Origin of the sequence: Nannocystis bainbridge, from assembly GCF_028368995.1 — a bacterium.
In the GTDB taxonomy this organism is placed as follows: Bacteria; Myxococcota_A; Polyangia; order Nannocystales; family Nannocystaceae; genus Nannocystis; species Nannocystis bainbridge.
Genome location: NZ_JAQNDL010000002.1, coordinates 884,154 through 902,600 on the forward strand (window position 1 = coordinate 884,154; position 18,447 = coordinate 902,600).

Below are 18,447 nucleotides of genomic sequence, written 5' to 3' on the forward strand. Positions count from 1 at the left end.
AGCTCGAGTTGGCGCTTGGAGTAGGGGGCTGCCTGTGGAGCCATGCATAAGCTATGCACAGCGCCCCTAGCGCGATGCAGTAGCGCCCCTAGCGCGATGCAGTAGCGCCCCTAGCGCGATGCAATAGCGCCCCTAGCGCGATGCAGGCGCCTTGGCGAGGACCTCAACGAGACGGCCACCTCGATGAAGACGAGGACGAGGTTGGAGTCGTCCAATAAAACCAAAAAAAGACCCGGTGGGTTGCACCGGGTCTTCCGAGTCGCGGGTCGCGTCCGCAACTCTTGTCCGCAAATTTATTTTGCCCTCTTGATTTTTTCAAGGGGGCCTGGCGTCATGCATCCACACAGGAGATGCCCATGTCGTCGCGTGACTTGGTCTTCTCCCGGGGTGACCTGTCCCCCACAGTAGGGACAAGGTTTCATTAGAGCGAGAAGCATACCGGGCCCTGCGGCCGCGACCCAGCATCGGGGTGATTCGAGCCCGAGTCCTCCCATGAGGAAGGTCTCGCCTATCGCTGCTGCGCGGCGTAATGGCTCTCGGGCAAGCTGGCTCCGCTCGTTTCTCGGCCCATGAAGCGCGACCACCACCTCTCGTCGTTCCTGCGCAAACCCCCGGCTCGCCTCGATCTGGCGACCTTGCCGACCCCGGTCGAGCGGGCGCCGTGGCTCGACGCTCCAGGCGCCGCGGTCTACGTCAAGCGCGACGATCAGACCAGCCGACTCTATGGCGGCGGCAAAGTCCGCAAGCTGGAGTGGCTGCTCGCCAACCCGCCGTACGACGATCGACGTCCGATCCTCTCGGTCGGTGGGATCGGCAGCCACCACCTCGTCGCCCTCGCGCTGCACCTCCAGGCCCAGGACCGCGAGCTGCACGCGTGGGTGTTCGACCAGGTGCCGACCGAGCACACGCTCGACGATCTGGCGGTGTTGCTGTCGACCGGGGCCAAGCTGTGGGCCGTGCCGACGCGGCCGGCGCTGCCGCTGGCGTGGCTGGGCTATCGCACGTGGGCGAAGCCGCCGCAGAGCGGGGTCTACATGCCGCCGGGCGGGACCACCGGGATCGGTTGCCTCGGCTTCGTCGAGGCCGGGCTCGAGCTGGCCCAGCAGGTCAAGGAGGGCCTGCTGCCGGCCCCGCAGGCGCTCTACGTCACCGGGGGCACGTGCGGCTCGTGTTGTGGGCTGGCGCTCGGGCTGGCGCTCGCGGGCCTGCCGGTGCGCATCCGCGTGGTCTCGGCGCTCGAGCGCCTGTACCTCGGGACATACTTGCTGAAGCGCACGCTGAACCAGGCCTTCGCCGCCCTGGTGGACGCCGGGCTGCAGCCCGAGCTGGCCGCGCTCGGTCCGGCCGGGCTGCTCGCGCGCGCCGGCGTGACCTGGTCGATCGATCACTCGCAGGTCGGCTCCGGATACGCCGTGCCGACCACGGCCGGGCAGGAGGCGGTGGACCTGGCCGCGGGCGGCGGGCTCGAGCTCGAGACGACCTATACCGGCAAGTGCCTGGCCGCGCTGCGTCGCGACCTCGCGGCCGGCGAGGTCGCGGGGCCGGTGCTGTTCTGGGACACCCACGGGGCCACCGACCTGCGGCCGCACATCGTCGCCGGCTGGCAGGCGCGCGTGCCCCTGGCGCTGCGGCGGCGACTGATCCGCGCCGGCGCGGCCCTGCCGGCCGCGCGCTGACCACGGCGCGCCCGCGGTCGGACGGACGATCGCACATGCCCCGAAGGGCATGTCGCACAGGACATGTCCGAAGGGGCAGCACGGTCGATGGCCAGGGCAGGACCGTCCTCGGCGGCCGGAGGCGGTCGGGCGGGGTCGAGCTCCGGATCCGGCCGTCCTCGGCGGCCGGCGGCCGTCCGGGCCCGGCAGAACGGTTTGTGCTTGCGCCGGGGGGGCCTTCGGGTCAATGTCCGGCCGCCATGTTCACCCTCACGCTCGACCCACCGGAGGCGTCGCCCCGCCTCGCGGTCATCACGATCGACCGCCCGGGCGAGAAGGTCAATACGATCGCCCCGGCGGCGCTGGCCGCGATCGAGGAGCAGTTCGCCACGCTCGACAGCACCCCCGGCCTGGCCGGCATCGTGCTGATCTCGGGCAAGCCCGACAACTTCATCGCCGGCGCCGATGTCGACGTGTTCGCCACCGCCAAGGAGCGCAAGGACGTCGAGACCTTCAGCCGTAAGGGCCACGAGGTCCTCAAGCGGCTCGCCAACTCGAAGCTGCCGGTCGTCGCCGCCATCCACGGCGCCTGCCTCGGCGCTGGCCTCGAGCTCGCGCTGTGCTGCACCTGGCGGATCGCCACCGACTCGCCGAAGACGGTGCTCGGCCTGCCCGAGACGATGCTCGGCCTGTTCCCGGGCGGCGGCGGCGTGACCCGGCTGCCGCGCCTCATCGGCGTGCGCGAGTCGCTCGACATGATCCTCACCGGCCGCAACATCCGCCCGCGCGCGGCCAAGAAGATGGGCCTCGTCGACCAGGTGGTGAGCGAGGAGTCGCTGCTGGCCGCGGCGCGCCGGGCCGCGGGGCTGCTGGCGGCGGACAAGCTCGAGCCGCGGCTGCACCCGAAGGGCGACGTCGTCCGCGCGCTGCTCGAGCACAACCCGGTCGGCCGCAAGGTGCTGTTCAACCAGGCGCGCAAGACCGTCCAGCGCAAGACGCTGGGGCTGTATCCGGCGCCGCTCGTGGCCATCGACTTGATCGAGCGCGGGCTGACGCTGCCGCTCGACGAGGCGCTGGCCCAGGAGCCGCCGGCGTTCGCCGAGCTGGCGGTCGGGCCGGTGGCGCAGAACCTGGTGTCGCTGTTCCGCCGCAGCAACGCGCTGAAGAAGCAAGAGGTCAAGGACGCCGGCGGCGAGGTCGTCGAGGGCGAGCCCATCACCCGCCTCGGCATGGTCGGCGGCGGCTTCATGGGCGCCGACATCGCCGTGGTCTCGGCCGAGAAGGGCATCGAGACGCGGATCCGCGACATCGCGCCCGAGCCGCTCGGCAAGGCGCTGGCCCACTGCAAGGCGTACTTCGACCGCCGGTCGCGGAGCCTCGGCGAGCGCCACGTGTTCAAGGCCCGGAGCCGGGTCAGCGGCAGCCTCGAGCTGACCGGCTACGGCACCATGGACCTCATCATCGAGGCCGTGCCGGAGAACCTCGGGCTCAAGCAGGACGTGTTCGCCCAGCTCGAGGCGATCGTGCCGCCGACGACGATCCTGGCGACCAACACCTCGGCGCTGCCGATCGGCAAGATCGGCGCGAAGATGGAGCACAAGGACCGCCTGATCGGCCTCCACTTCTTCTCGCCGGTGTCGAAGATGCCGCTGCTCGAGATCGTGGTGACGCCGGAGACCTCGGCGCAGACGCTGGCGACCTGCCTGCGCTACGCGGCCCAGATCGGCAAGACGCCGATCGTGGTCAAGGACGGCCCGGGCTTCTACACCACGCGCGTGCTCGGCTTCTACTTGATGGCCGCGCTGCAGATGGTGCAGGACGGTCACACCATCGAGGCGGTCGACCGCGGCGCGCGGCAGATCGGCTGGCCGGTCGGCCCGATCACGCTGCTCGACGAGGTCGGCATCGACGTCGGCGCCAAGGTGTCCAAGACCCTGGCCGAGGCGTTCCCCGAGCGCATCGTCGTGCCCGACACCGTCGACCAGTTCCTCGCCAGCAAGCGCTTCGGCCGCAAGAACGGCCGCGGGTTCTACATCTACCCGGGCGAGGGCGAGCGCGGGTTCCTCGGCAAGAAGCCGCGCAAGCGGGTCGATCCCGAGGTCTACGGGTTCTTCGCCGGCCGCACGCCGCTGGCCGAGCCGGGCGATCCGGAGGAGCTGGGCGAGCGTCTGACGCTGATCGCCGCGGCCGAGGCCATCCGTTGCCTCGAAGAGGGCATCATCGCCTCGCCGCGCGACGGCGACATCGGGGCGGTGTTCGGCTTCGGCTACCCGCCGATGCGCGGCGGTCCGTTCCGCCACATCGACGCGCTCGGCCCGGGCGCGGTGGTCAGCCGCATGGCCCAACTGCGCGAGCGCTACGGCGAGGCCTACGCCCCGCCAGCGCTGCTGCTCGAGCTGGCCCGGACGGGCAAGAATTTCTCGAGCCTCAACAAGGATGAGGGAGGTGCTGCATGAGTTCGCAAGTCCGCAGGGTCGCGGTGGTCGCGGGGGCGCGTACGCCCTTTTGTAAGGCGGGCGGGCAGCTGATCCGCAGCTCGGCCGTGCAGCTCGGCGTGGCGGCAGCCCGCGAGACGCTGCTCAAGGCGCAGATCCGTCCGGAGCGCGTGCAGGGCCTCGTGTTCGGCATCGTCTCGCCGCCGGTCGGCGCGCCCAACATCGCCCGCGAGATCGCGCTGGCGGGGGCGTTCCCCACCGGCGTGCCGGGCTTCACGATCAGCATGGCGTGCATCTCGAGCAACCAGGCGATCACGACCGCGGCCGAGAGCATCGCCCTCGGCAAGGCCGACGTCGTGCTCGCCGGCGGCGCCGAGGTGCTGAGCGACGTGCCGATCCAGTACGGTCGCCGCTTCCGCGACGCGCTGTTCGTCGCCAGCAAGGCGCGCAGCGCCGGCGAGCGGCTCAAGGCGTTCCGCGGGGTCAAGCTCGCGGACCTCGCCCCGGTGGCGCCAGCCATCGCCGAGACCTCGACCGGCCAGACGATGGGTCAGTCGGCCGAGAAGATGGCCAAGGCGTTCGGCATCAAGCGCGAGGACCAGGACAAGTTCGCCGCCCAGAGCCACCTCCGCGCCAGCGAGGCGTGGAAGAACAAGCTCATCTCGCCGCGCGTGGCCCCCGTGGCCGTCCCGCGCGGCAAAGAGGTGTCGGTGGTGACGAGCGACGATCACCCGCGCGGCGACACCAGCGTCGAGAAGCTGGCCAAGCTGAAGCCGGTGTTCGACCGCGAGCTCGGCTCGGTCACCGCGGGCAACAGCTCGCCGCTGACCGACGGCGCGTCGGCGGTGCTGCTGGCCTCGGAGGAGGTCGCTCGCGCCGAAGGCTGGCCGATCCTCGGCATCCTCCGCGGCTACCAGTACACCGCCATCGACCCGTTCGAGCACCTGCTGATGGGCCCCGTCAGCGCGGTCGCCAGCGTGCTCGATCAGACCGGCCTGGCGCTGTCGGACCTCGGCGTGATCGAGATGCACGAGGCGTTCGCGGCCCAGGTGCTGGCCAACATCCACGGCCTCGGCTCGGCCAAATACTGCGCCGAGAAGCTCGGGCGGGCGGCCGCCGTCGGTGACATCGATCCGACGTTCATCAACCAGTGGGGCGGCAGCATCAGCCTCGGTCACCCGTTCGGCGCCACCGGCGGCCGCCTGGTGATCCAGCTGCTCGACCAGATGGCCCAGCAGTCGGCCCAGTTCGGCCTGATCTCGGCGTGCGCCGCCGGCGGCATGGGCTCGGCGATGATCTTCGAGCGGGCGTAGCTCGCCTCGCCGCTCGCCCCCGCGGGCCTCGAGGTCGCCTCGAGGCCCGTTCGTGCTTTCGGCGAACACGCGTCGAGGCGCTCGCTACCGGGCTGTGCGGACCGCGAGAGCCGTTCGTGGTTTCGGCGCGTGCGCGTCGAGGACAGACGGGCGAGTGCCAGGTCAGGTTTTCCTACTGTCCCTTGGGGCATGCCCACACGACCATGTCGTGATGGACATGCCCGGAGGAGCATGTCTAAAAGGATAGCCGTTCAGGCGAGCCGCGTATCGCCGTCGTCGCCGTTGTCGTCGAAGCGATCGTCGTCATCGTCGTCGCCGCCGTCCAGCAGATCGAGCTCGTCGTCGTCGCCCGCCAGGCGCGGCGCGGCCGGCGGGGTGGCGAGCGCGTAGGCCAGTGGGGCCACGCCGAGGCGCTTGATCCGGAACAGGTTGAGGCCGATGGCCGCGGTGACCTCGGGGCTGCCGCGGTACTGCAGGCGGCAGTCGCCGGTGGCCGCGATCTGCAGCGACCCGCCGAGCCGGCCGAATTGCTGGAAGCGCAGCAGCTCCGGCGGATCGCCGCGCAGCGTCACGCCGGCGTCGCCGGCCTCCGAGCCGTAGAAGAGCAGGTCGCGGCCCTTGAACAGCTCGCCGACCACGAAGTAGCGGAGGAACGGCCAGTCGTCGCGCTCGCGCAGGGCGAGCGCGATCTGCCGCGGGCTCTGCAGGCGATCGACGTCGAGCTCGGCGACCGAGACGAAGAACGAGGAGCGGCGCGAAAGGTTGATGTCGAGCGCGGCCCCGGCCTCGCCGACGGCCAGCTCGGCGGCGCCGCCGAAGCCGAGCGAGCCCTCGCTGTGGTACTGGAATTTGTCGGCGCGCCGACCGCCCGGCTCGACGACGACGGGCACGCCGAAGTCGGTGGTGACGTGGCCGATGCGGACGAACACGCCGCCGCGGAACACCCCGTAATCGCCGGGGCGCACGTCGAGCAGCGGCGGCCACACGGCCCGGCAGCGCAGGTGTCTCCGCAACGAACGGGTGTACTCGCGGGCGATGCTCATCGCCCTCACTATGGCACGCCTACTCCCAGTCGAGCATGCTGAGCGAGGCGCGCACGAGCTCGCCCATCGACTCGCAGCGCAGGAAGCGGTCGTCGCGGTGGTAATGCGCGAGCTCCTGCCGCAGCCGCAGGATGTTGTCGAGCGGCGCGAGTTCGTCGGCGCTCATGGTGTGCAGGAGATCGCCGAGCGCCTCGTGCTCGGCCCGAGCGCGCAGCCGGAGCAGCGCGTGCTCCTCCTCCTGGTACTGCTTGACCGACTCGTGGGTCATGCACGACATGGCGAGGAAGATGACCGCGTTGTTCTGCGAGTAGTACTTGGGCATGTACACGTTGCAGCGGCCCTCATAGCTCTGCTGGTCGAAGTCGATCGCGCGGATCCGGATCATCACCTCGTCGAGGTCGGGGATGACGTTGACCACGAAGTTGCTCGAGTGCATGTCGCCCAGCAGGCGCACGAAGCAGCGCTCGTTGAACTTGACGAACTCCTTGGCCAGGCGCACCGCCTCGATCCGCGAGTCGCCGAGGTGCTCGCGGATGAACTGATCGCCCGGGATGCCGGCGATGTGCTCCTCGACGAGGGTGACGCTGTCGGTGAGGTACTGGATCCGGCTCGGCGACAGCAGGTCCTCGAGCTCGAGCCCGTAGAGCCGCGAGGCGTCGGCGTGCTTGACGTAGAAGTAGTCGAAGTTCTCGTTGAGGGTGTTGAGGATCCGGACGCGAAACGGCTGGGTGTTGCCGTAGGAGCAGACGTCGACGCGATCGGTGATGAGGTGCTGCATCAGCGAGGCGTTGCCCATGACTCGCATGTTGGCGTAGGTGCGCACGAGGTCGCGGTGGATCTCCTTGCGCATCGACGCCGGGTACAGCACCGACTGCCACAAGGTGTCGCGCCCGCGCTTGTCGTAGACCGGGGTGGCGTCGTCGTAGCGGGTGAGATCGGCGTACGACACCGGCAACTCGGCGAGGCGGCCGTGACGACGGAGATAGCTGCGCAGGCCCTCCTGCACGCGGTAGGGCCGCTTCTTCCGCGAGATCATCGCCATGCCGCGGCAGGATGACGGCTCGCAGGCGCCGGCGCAAGCGCGGCCGCGAAGGCACACCGGAGGGATCGCGGAGCATGCACCGCCGGGCCCGCGTGGACCGACGCGAGAGGTCCGCGGTCGTCTGGCGCTCCGCGGTCGCGGCGGGCGCAGCGTGGCGAACCTCGGGACGTCGCGCTCGCGGCGATCGGGCTCGGTGTGCTCGCGCGAGGCTGTCCCATCGGACAGCTAGCTTCCTGCGACCCGAACGGCGACCGCGAGAGCGCGCGTGGCCGACGGTCGCGGGTGCGTGCGCCCGGCGAGCTGGGTCGGGGCGGCCGGGGCGTTCCCGTCGAGCCCCGGGCTTCGCGGAAGGACCGGCCCATGCGTGCGTAGATCGTGGGCACCGCCGCGTGAGCTCGCGCAGGGTCTCGCGGGAGAGGTCTGCCCCGGTGAGCGGCCGATCGGGACGGAGCGGCCATGACGCTGCCTCCGACAGCCCTCGCGGGCCGGCAGCGTAGCTGTCTTTTGGGTCATGTCCGTGATCGCGGGCCCGGAGGGCCGGCCCGGATGCGCGGGCGCGGGCCTCGTCGCCGGCCTGTCGTGGCCCAGCGGAGCGCCAGGCTGCGCGAGCGCCTGCGGCCGAGAAGCCGTGGCGCGGAGGTCAGCGTGAAGGCCGGTTCATCGCGCCCCCGGCAGTTTCTCCTGGCGGGCGCGCGCGGCCGTGGGCGATGATGTCACCCAATGGTCTACCGAAACGTGACGCCGCTCGTCGTCGCCTGCGCGCTGGCGAGTGCCTGCGGCGACGATCTCAACACCACCGACAGTGCCACCGGGACCGATACCGAGGCGACGGGCACCACCGACACTTCGCCGACGACGACCGACGCGCCGCCGACGACGACCGAGGCGACGACCGATGCGACCACCGGCGACACCTCGACGGGCACCACCGGCGACGAGTTCCCGGTCGGTGGTTGCGGGGCCCCGCCGTTCGAGTGGTTGCCGTCCGACGGCATGGGCGAGATCATCGACTTCGAGCAGGTCATCCAGCTCGACGCGCCGACGATCACCGACCTGCTCGAGCAGAACGGCTTTACGGCGCTCGGCGCCGCCGACTACGGCGCGCGCGTCTACAAGATCCGCTACGTGACGCAGGACCGCGGCGAGAAGCACGAGACCACCGGGTTCGTGTCGTTCCCGATCCTGGACGCGCCGGAGGAGCGGCCGGTGGTGGTGTGGGCCCACGGGACCAGCGGCTTCACCGACGCGTGCGCGCCGACCAAGGATCCGATGGGCTTCCAGGTGCCGCTGATCCTGGCCGCGAAGGGCTTCATCTCGGTCGCGCCCGACTACATCGGCATGAACGGCTGGGGCCCGGCGTCGAACCGGCTGCACCCGTACATCGTGCCCGAGCCGACGGCGATCGCCACGCTCGACTCGATCCGCGCGCTGTATCAGCTGGCCGCGGGCAACATGGATCTGCCGAGCCTGCCGGGCGACGAGGTGGTCCTGTTCGGCGCCTCGGAGGGCGGCTTCGCCACGCTGTGGGCCGACCGCTACGCGCCCCACTACGCGCCCGAGCTCAACATCGTCGCCAACGTCGCCGCGGTCCCGCCGACCGACGCGGTCGGGCTGACCGAGCACGGCGCGACGGTGTTCGGGCCGACCACCGGCGCGCTCGCGGCCGCGGTCGTCGGCGGCTGGGACTGGACCGGGCGCCAGGGCGACCTCAGCGAGGTGCTCAGCGCCGGCCCGCCGATCGACGTCGCCACGGTGCTGCCGATGATGATGGAGGGCGGCTGCAACTTCGACCTGCCGCCCGAGATCACCAGCACCGATCAGGTCTACGCGCAGTCGTTCATCGACGCGGTGATCGACCGCGACTGGGAGGCGCTCGGCGACTGGGGCTGCTTCCTGCGCCAGGCGACGCTCGGCGAGTCCGAGGTCCCGCTGCTGAAGATCACGCCGACGCTGATCCAGCAGGGCGAGGTCGACGACCTGGTCTACACGCCGGTGGTCAAGGCCGACCTGCCGCGCCTGTGCGACCAGGGCTACCAGCTCGAGCACATCGACTGCGCCGGCGCCGGCCACGGCGACTCGGTGCTGCAGGCGGTGCCGTACATCCTGCAGTGGGTCAACGAGCGCCTCGACGGCGCGCCGCTGGCCGAGCCGTGCGTGATCCACGAGCCGACCGACTGCACGCAGCTGTAGGTCCGCGAGGACAGGTCCGCGAGGGCAGGTCCGAACGGACAGGTCCTCGGGGACATGCTCGTTCGGGCAGGCTCAGTCGGCGGGCGGCCCGACCGGCAGGGCGGGGGCGACGGGGGTCGCGGCGGCCCAGGCGTCGAGGTGGCGCAGCACGGCCATGACGATGCGGTCCTCGGCGCGCTTGCGCTTGGCGGCGACGGCGACGCGGCCGTCGTCGACGTTGATGAGGATCGAGAAGCCGACCTGCGGGGTGCCGTCCTCGGCGGTGATGACCCCGGTGAGGCCGCTGACGCCGTCGAGGGTGCCGGTCTTGGCGCGCACGCGCTTGCCCGACTGGCGCAGGCGCGACAGCATGGTCCCGCGCTCGCCGGCGACCGGCAGGGCCGAGACGAGGCCGCCCTCCTCGGCGCGCACGCGGCCGGCGAGGGCGATGAGGTCGACGAGCGCGCTGGTGGTGACGCGGCCGAGATCCGACAGGCCGGAGCCGTTCTCGAACACGAGGGCGTTGGGGTCGAGGCCGAGCGCGCGCCAGTAGCCGAGCACGACCTCGGCGCCGTTGTCCCAGTCGCCCGGGCTCTGGGTCACGCGCCAGCCGATGCAGCGCAGCAGCTGCTCGGCCATGAAGTTGTTGCTGAAGGCGAGCGCGTCGGCGGCGACGACCGCGAGCGGGGCCGAGTCGCGGCGCGTGACGAGCTCGGCGCCGTTGCCGTAGGGCGGGGCGGCGCCGCGGACGACCGGGAGCGGGGCGTCCTGGCTGCGCGTGGCGAGCAGGACCGCGAGGGCGCCGCCGGTGTAGAGGCCAGGATCGGAGATCCGGCGTCGCACGAGCACGGGCTTGGCTTTGCGGCGGATCTTGCCGGTGACCTCGACGACGGTCTCGACGCCGTCGCCCTCGCCGCGCGCGTAGGTGCGGACCGTGGGCACGCCGCTGCCGATGGTGGCGCGGTTGTCGATGACGAGGTGGGTGCTGTCGGGGAACAGGGTGACGACGGGGCCGTCGGCGGCCGGCGTGATGGTGATCTGGACGGTGTTGAAGTCGAGGCTGAGGGCGCCGCTCGGGGCCTGATACGACACGCCGACCGCGGTGTCGCTGAAGCCGGGGGCCAGGCGGCGCTGCGAGAAGGCGGCGTCGTCGACGACGATGCGCGTCAGCGAGGCGAGGTCGGTGCGCGCGGCGATCTCGTCGACGAGCGCGGCCAGAGCGACGTGGTCGAAGCTGGGGTCGCCCTCGCCGATCACCACGAGGTCGTCGCCGTGCCGCAGCACGCGGGTCTCGAACCGGTAGTCGGCGCCGAGCAGGTCGAGCGCGGCGGCGGTGGTCAGCAGCTTGTTGTTGCTGGCCGGGTTGAGCGGGACGTCGCCCTGGAAGTCGAACAGCACGGTGTCGCTGCCGAGGTCGCGGACGTGCACGCTGACCGAGGCGAGCCGCTCGAGCGGGGCGACGATCTTGCGGATCGCGGCGTCGAGCCCTGCGGTGTCGAGCGCGATCGGCGGGCCGGAGGCGCCGCCGCGGGTGCGCTCGACAGCGCGGCTGATCGCCTCCAACCGCGTCAGCAGCCGCTCGGCGGCGGTCGGCGGCGGCAGCTCGTCCGGCACCACCGCGACCTCGACGTAGGCGTCGCGCCGCGGCTCGGCCTCGCCTGTCTCGAGGGACATGGCATAGGGGACAGGGGCGACCAGGCGGGTGAGGGCGCCGCCCGCGAAGGCGAGGGCGGCCGCGGCGAGCAGGGCCATCGCGCCGGCTGCCGCGGGCCAGACGTGCATGCGCACACAATGCGGCGAGGCGGAAGAGCCCGTCAAGCTGCGCGGCGGCGCAGCCGCGGCGGAGCGCGCTGCGCGAGGTGACAGCGGCGTCAGGTCGGCCGAGAAGGCTGGCCGAAGGGACATGTGAGGACCGCGCGCGCGGACGCCCGTGCGCGCGCCTGCACGCGCAGACAGACGCGGTTCGTCGCGCAATTCCCCGGGTCCGCGCAGGGGCAGCGCCCGGGCGCGCTCGCGCTCGCTCACGTCCGTGGCCGTCGTCATGGACCCGATCGGCGAAGGCCCATAGGGCTGCGGAATGACTCCGTCTGCGCGTCGTTCCTGGGTGTTTGCTCCTCTGCTGCTCGCCACTTGCGGCGGCGACGGCGGCCGCGACTCTGCGACCGCGGGGGCCGTGACGATGACGGGCTCGACCGTGCCGTCGACCACGCCGGGGATCCTGACCGAGCCCGGGACCTCCTCCGGCAGCACCACGAGCCCGACCACCGGCGACAGCGAGTCAGCGGGATCGACCACCGAGGACGTGACGCCGACCGGCACCGGCGGGCTCAAGTTCGACCTCGGCGCCGGCGATCTCGGCGAGACCGGCGGCGGCCCGCCGGTGAACGTGTGCAAGGTGCAGGACGACATGGACGCGATCGGCGACTGCGAGATGGAGGCGCCGCCCGACAGCTTCGCGCCGGCGCTGCAGTGGTCGTTCGGCGAGAACCTGCAGTCGATGGTGACGCCGCTGGTCGGCAATTTCACCGACGACAACGCCGACGGCGCGATCGATCTTTGCGACGTCCCGGACGTGTTGCTCGTCGCCGGGCCGACGATCGGCTACGGCCAGATCTGCGAGCTGTTCGTGCTCGACGGCGCGACCGGGGCCCAGCACTTCGCCATCCCGACGAGCGAGAGCCTGTCGTGCTTCGCCACGCCGGCGTTCGCCGACATCGACAACGACGGCCTGCCCGAGATCGTGGCGATCTGGAACAGCGGCGGGGTCTACCGCCTCAAGGCGTTCGAGCACGACGGCACGCTCAAGTGGGCCAACACGATCGACGGCGGCCAGGCCGAGCAGTTCTACCGCGAGACCGGGGCGGTGGCGATCCACGACCTCGACGCCGACGGCGACGCCGAGATCATCTTCAACCACGAGGTCTACGACCACAACGGCGTGCTGCTGTGGGCCCAGACCAACCCGCAGCCGGGCGAGCTCGAGGCGAGCGTGGGCGTCGACCTCGACGGCGACGGCAAGATGGAGGTCGTCACCGGCCACGCGGCCTACCGTCACGACGGCACGGTGTACTGGGACAACTACCCGCAGGTGACGGCGCAGTCGATCCCGCAGATCGCCAACCTCGACGACGACCCGTTCCCCGAGGTGTTCATCACCTCGGGCCAGGGGCTGTGGATGCTCGAGCACGACGGCACGGTGAAGTGGGGCCCGGCGACGCCGACGGGGGTGCAGCCCTCGGGCTACTTGACGTGGATGCGGCCCGGCACGGTGCACGACTTCGACGGCGACAGTCTCCCTGAGTACGCGTCGTCGTCGAGCCAATACTACGCGGTCTACGAGGGCAACCCGGCGACGGTGCTGTGGCAGTCGCAGGTGTTCGACAGCTCGGGCGCCGCCGGCGGCACCGCGTTCGATTTCCTCGGCGACGGCGTGGCCGAGGCGATGTACGCCGACGAGCAGAACTTCCGCATCTACGACGGGGTCACCGGCGCGGTGGTGCTGACGCAGGCGCGCGTCAGCTACACGCTGAGCGAGTACCCGATCGTGGCCGACGTCGACAACGACGGTTCGGCCGAGATCTTGGTGGTGTCGCTGTCGGGCCAGCCGGCCCTGCAGGTGCTGCGCGACGCCGAGGACCGGTGGATCCAGGCGCGACGGATCTGGAACCAGCACGCCTACTACGTCACCAACGTGCGCGAAGACAGCACCCTGCCGACCACGCCGGTCGACAACTGGAAGCTGTTCAACACCTATCGGACCAACGCCCAGATCGAGGGCGGCGGGCTGTGCAATCCCAACCCGCCGGGCTGATCGGGGTGGCCTTCGGGACATGTCTGAAGAGTCATGTCCCGTGGTCCCGACGGTGCGCGCGGAGGAGACGGAGCGCTTGCTGGACGCCACGAGGCGTGACAAAAATGGAGCTCTGCGAGCGGGTTTTCGTCCTTATGAAGGACGCCCTCAGGCTCCTCGATATCCATGGTGTCGCCGCTGTTCTCTTCGTCGCGAACGTGCTCCTCGCGGCGTGCTATCGTCCCTGCGACGAATGGGTCTCAACTCCGCTCGACGGGCGTATCCGCAAAGCGGAAGGTATCGTAGCGATTGGTGCCGACGGCAGTGTGTTCGGGAGGCGCCGCGTTCAGGGCTTTCCGCCGACCGAGTTCACTGAGCTCTTGTTCTCAGCTCCTGAGCCGCTGTTGGCGCTCCACACTCCAGCCTTCGAGGGTTTATACGACCTGGAGGCGAGATATGCGGTCGTCGGAGAGCGCGGAACGATAGCGATTTCCAAAGGGAATGGCGTGGAGTGGGACCTCGTGCCAGCGCCGACGACCGAGGACCTCTACGGGGTTCGATTTTTTTGCGGACAGCCCGATCGCGGGCTCGTCAGCGGCGCAGCAGGCGTGATCCTCTCCACGGAGGCGGGCGGGGCGGCATGGGAGCTTCGTCCTTCTGGCACGTCGCAGGCGCTCCGCGCCGTCACGGTGCTTCGAGACGGCGTCGCGGTCGCAGTCGGCGACGCCGGCACCATCATCCGCTCCGAAGATTATGGAGCGACCTGGTCGCCAGTCGCTTCCGGCACCGCCAAAGACCTGGCCTCGGTGGATTTCGGCGACTGCTGGGACCACTCGACTGTCGGGGACGAGCTGGGCATCGCGGTCGGGGCTGACGGGGTCGTTCTGGTGTCCGAGAATCGGGGAGAGACCTGGAAGCAGGCGTCACTGCCGATCCAGCACGATCTCAGGCAAGCGCAGCTCAACTACCGGTCCCCCAGCGCGCCAGAGCCTTACGCGGCGCTGGTCGGCGACGACGAGATCGTGTTCTGGGAGTTCGGCACGGATGCGCCGTTCGATCGGCTCACGTTCCCGACCCAAGTTTATGCGCTCGAGGACCGCGATTCGCCCCAGTATGCTATCGGGGACGCGCAGATATTCTCGCGCAAACGGGACGAGTGGTGTCCGGGCCGGTTCGATTGAGTTCTCGACTCGACCGCTGCGCCGATCGTGTGGCCTTGGGGACATGTCGAAATGGGCATGTCCCGCGGTCCTGATGGTCCGTCGGCGGGCGATCGATCGAGGTGCTGGCGCTCGCGGCCGACATTGACCTGTCCGCGAGGACAGGCCCGCGCCTGGATCACGGCTTCAGCCGCGGCTGGGTGCGGGTGTGACGGTCGGGGTGCGGGTTGCCGGCCTCGTCCTGCCACGGGAACACGCGCAGCGACGGATCGCTGTCGGGGTCCCACGCGACCAGGCCGAGGCCCTCGATGTCGCGCGGGACCATGTCCCAGTCGTAGCGGAACATCGGGTTGTGAGCGTTGCCGAGGCGATCGAAGATGCGCACCTCGAATGACAGGCGGCACCACGTGCGGTACGTGTCGACCTCGGCCGCGGCGCCGCGGTGCACGGTGTACGCGTCCATCAGCGTCAGCTCCCACGGCGCGGCGTACCAGGCGTGGGCGCTCTGCGTCCGGGCGACCTGGTTGTTCATCTCGAAGAAGAAGTTATGGCGCGCCTCGTCGAGGCCGGTGAATTCGAACGGCTGGACGTAGTAGGCCGTCGGCAGGCAATCGGTCACGGTGTACGTGTGGTTGATGCGGACCTTGGGCTGCCAGCGGGCGCCCTGGAAGCCGTCGACGTGGCAGGGCGCCTCGCGCTGCAGCACGCCGCCGCGCACGGGGCCCTGGTCGACGGTGAGGTAGCAGTAGAACTCGTCGTAGTGGCACGGGTTGACGGCGAGCTCGAGGTCGGCGACGCGCTGGACCAGCCAGCGCAGCTGCGCCAGCTCGGCGGGCAGGCGGAAGTCCGAGCCGGGGAACTTGATCGGCATGTCGAGGGTGCGCGGCATGCCGGGGCGCACCAGCGCGGCGCGCTCGGCCTCGGGGACCTGGCCGAGCTCGACGGGGCGGCGCGCGACCTTGAATTGCTCGAGATCCCAGATCGTGCCGATCTGGGCGAGGATCGGCGAGTCGGCCGGGAGCGCGGGCAGGATGGCCTTTGGGTCAGGTTCGATCCGCACGCCGCTGCTGGCGAGGCCGGGGACCGTGTAGTGCTTGCCGCGGTAGCCGAGCTGGTGGACGTCCGTCACGCCTCCGTCATCTCGCACAGGCCGCGGACGTTGGCGAGGCCCTCGACGGCGTCGACCTCGGGCGCGCGGCCGTGCGCGACGGCGTCGACGAAGTCCTGGAGCTCGCCGAGGTAGGGGTCGGCTGGCTCATAGGACAGCTCGCGGTCGCCCACGACGATCCGGCCGCCGCCGTGCGGGCCGAGGACCTCGTCGCCGCGGGCCGAGCCGGCGTCGCCGAACACCTCGATCGTCCGCGGGGCGCGGAAGACGACCGAGGTGAGGATGTCGGCCGTGGCGCCGCTGGCGAACCGCAGCGCGACCGCGGCGGTCTCGTCGTGGGGGCTGCGGTGGACCGGGCTGCTGGTGAGCGCGCGGGCGTGCTCGATCTCGCCGCACGCGGGGCGCAGGAACCAGCGCACGAGATCGAGGCAGTGGGTGCCGACGGCCGCGAGCGACCACCAGCGGCCGACCTCGGGCGAGGCGCGCCAGTTGCCGGCGTCGCGCTCGACGAAGGTCCAGGTCGCGCGCATGTGCAGCACGCGGCCGAGCTCGCCGGCGAGCACGCGCGCGCGCAGGGCCCGGAGGCCGGGGTGAAACCGCAGGTGATAGCCGACGGCGAGGCGGACCCCGGCGGCCTCGCACGCGCGCACGACGGCCTCGGCGTCGGCGACGGAGGTGGCCATCGGCTTCTCGACGAACACGTGCTTGCCTGCCGCGGCGGCGGCGATCGCCTGGGCCGCGTGCAAGCGGTCGGGGGTGGCGATCACGACGGCGTCGAGGCGCGGGTCGGCGAGCATGTCGGCGAGGTCGCCGAAGATCGGACCGCGCGCGCCGTGGCGGGCGGCGAAGATTCGTGCGCGCTCCGGGTCGCGCGAGCACACGCTCCACAGCGTCGCGCCGCGGAGCTGCTGCAGGGCCGGCGCGAGGCGGCGATCGGCGATCGATCCGGGGCCGACGACTCCGATGTGCAGCACGGCCCACGCTACCACGCGGACCTCGAACGGCCGCGCGGGCCGGACCTGCGAACGCGAGCGCGCTTTTACATGTTCGATAGGACATGTCTGTAGAGACATGACCTTGAATTGCGGAGACGGGGCCGGGGGGCGGCGCCGCGGCGCTCTGCGGTGATCTCCGCCGGCCGCGCCGATGCGATCATTCCCACGCGTGGGCGCCAGGAGGCGTTTGCGAGCGGTTCACGGGCCTGGGCGGGGCTCGCGCGACTAGGCACTTCGTGACGCTTCCGTCACGATTCCGCCACCCAACCGTGATGTCGTCGTTCGCCGCCCTCGCGCTCACCTTGCCGCTGATGCAGGCGGCGCCGACGTCCCGGCTGCTCGTCGACGCGCCCGAGGCCGTGCCGACACCCGAGCGGTCGACGGTCGACGCCGCGCCGGTCGCGGGCGCGCCGGCATCGGTCGCCTCCGAGCCGACGCACAAGGGGGCCGACGAGGCGGCGCCGGGGCCCGAGGGACCGGCGGCGATCGAGGCCGAGCCGGAGCAGCTCGATCGCAAGGCGACGGCGAAGGTCGAGAAGTTCAAGTACAAGCCGGGCCGCGGGTTCGAGTTCGCGACGAAGGACGGCAACTACGCGCTGACGATCCGGGCCCGCTTGCAGGTCCGCTACGACCTCGAGCACCCGAACGTGCCGAACGAGCCGATCGACCACGTGCTGCAGATCCGGCGCGCGCGCGTGGTGTTCTCCGGCAACGTGTTCGGCAAGCACAACCGCTATTACATTCAGTTCGGCTTCTCGCCGCGCGACATGCTCGGCGGGCTGCCCGACAACTCGCCGAGCATCCGCTACAACCCGGTCCGCGACGCCCGCATGGAGTTCACGTACCTGCGCGACGCGACGGTCTGGCTCGGCCAGATGAAGGTCCCGTTCAGCCGCCAGCGCGTGATCTCGTCGGGCAACCAGCAGTTCGTCGATCGCTCGAGCGTGAACGAGGAGTTCAACCTCGACCGCGACCTCGGCCTGGTGCTGCGCTCGGACGACATCGGCGGGCTCGGCCGCCTCAAGTACGCGCTTGGCGTGTTCATGGGCGACGGCCGCAACCTCTACGAGCTGACCAACAGCGGCGCGCTGTACGTCGGCCGGCTGACGGTGATGCCGCTCGGCAAGTTCGAGGACGAGTCGGAGGCCGACCTCGAGCGGCTCAAGAAGCCGGGGCTGTCGCTGGCCGGGGCGTACGCGTACCACGACGACGCGCCCGGCGAGCGCGGGGTCCACGGGGCCCGGCCCGCCGACGGCGGCACGACCGACATCCACCACGCGACCGCCGACCTGATGTTCAAGTGGCGCGGGCTTTCGATCGAGTCGGCGTTCCACTACCGCAAGGCCCGCCGGCGCAACCCCGGCGGCGCGGTCGACGAGATGGGCATGCCGGTGCCGGTGGCGCTGGCGCGCGACGGGATCGGGTGGTTCGGCCAGGTCGGCTACCTGATCCCGCCGGTCGACGTCGAGTTCGTGACCCGCTACAGCTTCGTCCGCAACATCTTCGGCGACAAGAGCTCGATGATCGACCGCGACGAGCTCGGCGGCGGCGTCAACTACTACATCGCCGAGCACAACTTCAAGATCGCGTTCGACTACTTCCGCGTGTGGGACGGGCTGCTCGGGCCGACGCCGCGCGAGGCGCTGGCCCACGGGATCGACCGGTTCCGCGTGCAGATCCAGCTGGCGTTCTGAGGCGTTCGGGACATGTCGTCGAGGACATGTCCCGAAGGACCTG

Annotated in this window: 12 protein-coding genes; 7 read left to right on the plus strand and 5 right to left on the minus strand. The window is 70.8% G+C overall.

What is annotated here, in order from left to right:
* Positions 1-569: 569 nt before the first annotated feature.
* The 3 genes from POL25_RS21185 (at position 570) to POL25_RS21195 (ending at position 5,403) form a co-directional block, all read left to right on the plus strand.
* Positions 570-1,676 carry a pyridoxal-phosphate dependent enzyme gene (locus POL25_RS21185; RefSeq protein ID WP_272087943.1) on the plus strand — a complete coding sequence of 369 codons (1,107 nt, stop codon included), beginning with the start codon at positions 570-572 and terminating at the stop codon, positions 1,674-1,676.
* A 239-nt stretch (positions 1,677-1,915) separates the two neighbouring features.
* Entirely contained in the window at positions 1,916-4,111 is a 2,196-nt protein-coding gene (locus tag POL25_RS21190) for a 3-hydroxyacyl-CoA dehydrogenase NAD-binding domain-containing protein (RefSeq protein WP_272087944.1), read from the plus strand.
* Complete coding sequence (locus POL25_RS21195; RefSeq protein WP_272087945.1) at positions 4,108-5,403, plus strand: acetyl-CoA C-acyltransferase; 1,296 nt, start codon at positions 4,108-4,110, stop codon at positions 5,401-5,403. The genes POL25_RS21190 and POL25_RS21195 overlap by 4 nt, the downstream gene beginning before the upstream one ends.
* A 251-nt stretch (positions 5,404-5,654) precedes the next feature.
* Here the strand turns inward: POL25_RS21195 and POL25_RS21200 are convergent, their stop codons facing one another.
* Positions 5,655-6,446, minus strand: coding sequence for a hypothetical protein (locus tag POL25_RS21200; protein ID WP_272087946.1), 792 nt, complete (start codon positions 6,444-6,446; stop codon positions 5,655-5,657).
* Between the two features lie 19 nt (positions 6,447-6,465).
* Positions 6,466-7,488, minus strand: coding sequence for a hypothetical protein (locus POL25_RS21205; RefSeq protein WP_272087947.1), 1,023 nt, complete (start codon positions 7,486-7,488; stop codon positions 6,466-6,468).
* Between the two features lie 720 nt (positions 7,489-8,208).
* Between POL25_RS21205 and POL25_RS21210 the strand changes: the two genes are divergently transcribed.
* Entirely contained in the window at positions 8,209-9,678 is a 1,470-nt protein-coding gene (locus POL25_RS21210; RefSeq protein ID WP_272087949.1) for a lipase family protein, read from the plus strand.
* A gap of 72 nt (positions 9,679-9,750) precedes the next feature.
* Here POL25_RS21210 and dacB read toward each other — a convergent pair whose 3' ends face one another.
* Entirely contained in the window at positions 9,751-11,439 is a 1,689-nt protein-coding gene (gene dacB / locus POL25_RS21215) for a D-alanyl-D-alanine carboxypeptidase/D-alanyl-D-alanine endopeptidase (protein WP_272087950.1), read from the minus strand.
* A 322-nt stretch (positions 11,440-11,761) separates the two neighbouring features.
* On the opposite strand from dacB, the gene POL25_RS21220 reads away from it, so the two are divergent.
* Both POL25_RS21220 and POL25_RS21225 read left to right on the plus strand, forming a co-directional pair.
* Positions 11,762-13,468 (plus strand): FG-GAP repeat domain-containing protein, encoded by a 1,707-nt coding sequence (locus tag POL25_RS21220; RefSeq protein ID WP_272087951.1) that lies wholly within the window; start codon positions 11,762-11,764, stop codon positions 13,466-13,468.
* 134 nt (positions 13,469-13,602) lie between these two features.
* A complete protein-coding gene (locus POL25_RS21225) occupies positions 13,603-14,628 on the plus strand; it encodes a WD40/YVTN/BNR-like repeat-containing protein (RefSeq protein WP_272087952.1) in 1,026 nt (341 codons plus the stop codon).
* A gap of 157 nt (positions 14,629-14,785) precedes the next feature.
* Here the strand turns inward: POL25_RS21225 and POL25_RS21230 are convergent, their stop codons facing one another.
* Entirely contained in the window at positions 14,786-15,736 is a 951-nt protein-coding gene (locus POL25_RS21230) for a hypothetical protein (RefSeq protein WP_272087953.1), read from the minus strand.
* Entirely contained in the window at positions 15,733-16,689 is a 957-nt protein-coding gene (locus POL25_RS21235; RefSeq protein WP_272087954.1) for a Gfo/Idh/MocA family protein, read from the minus strand. Before POL25_RS21235 ends, POL25_RS21230 begins: the two co-directional genes overlap by 4 nt.
* 293 nt (positions 16,690-16,982) lie before the next feature.
* On the opposite strand from POL25_RS21235, the gene POL25_RS21240 reads away from it, so the two are divergent.
* Positions 16,983-18,404, plus strand: a complete 1,422-nt coding sequence (locus POL25_RS21240) for a porin (RefSeq protein WP_272087955.1) — start codon at positions 16,983-16,985, stop codon at positions 18,402-18,404.
* The last annotated feature ends 43 nt before the right edge of the window (positions 18,405-18,447 follow it).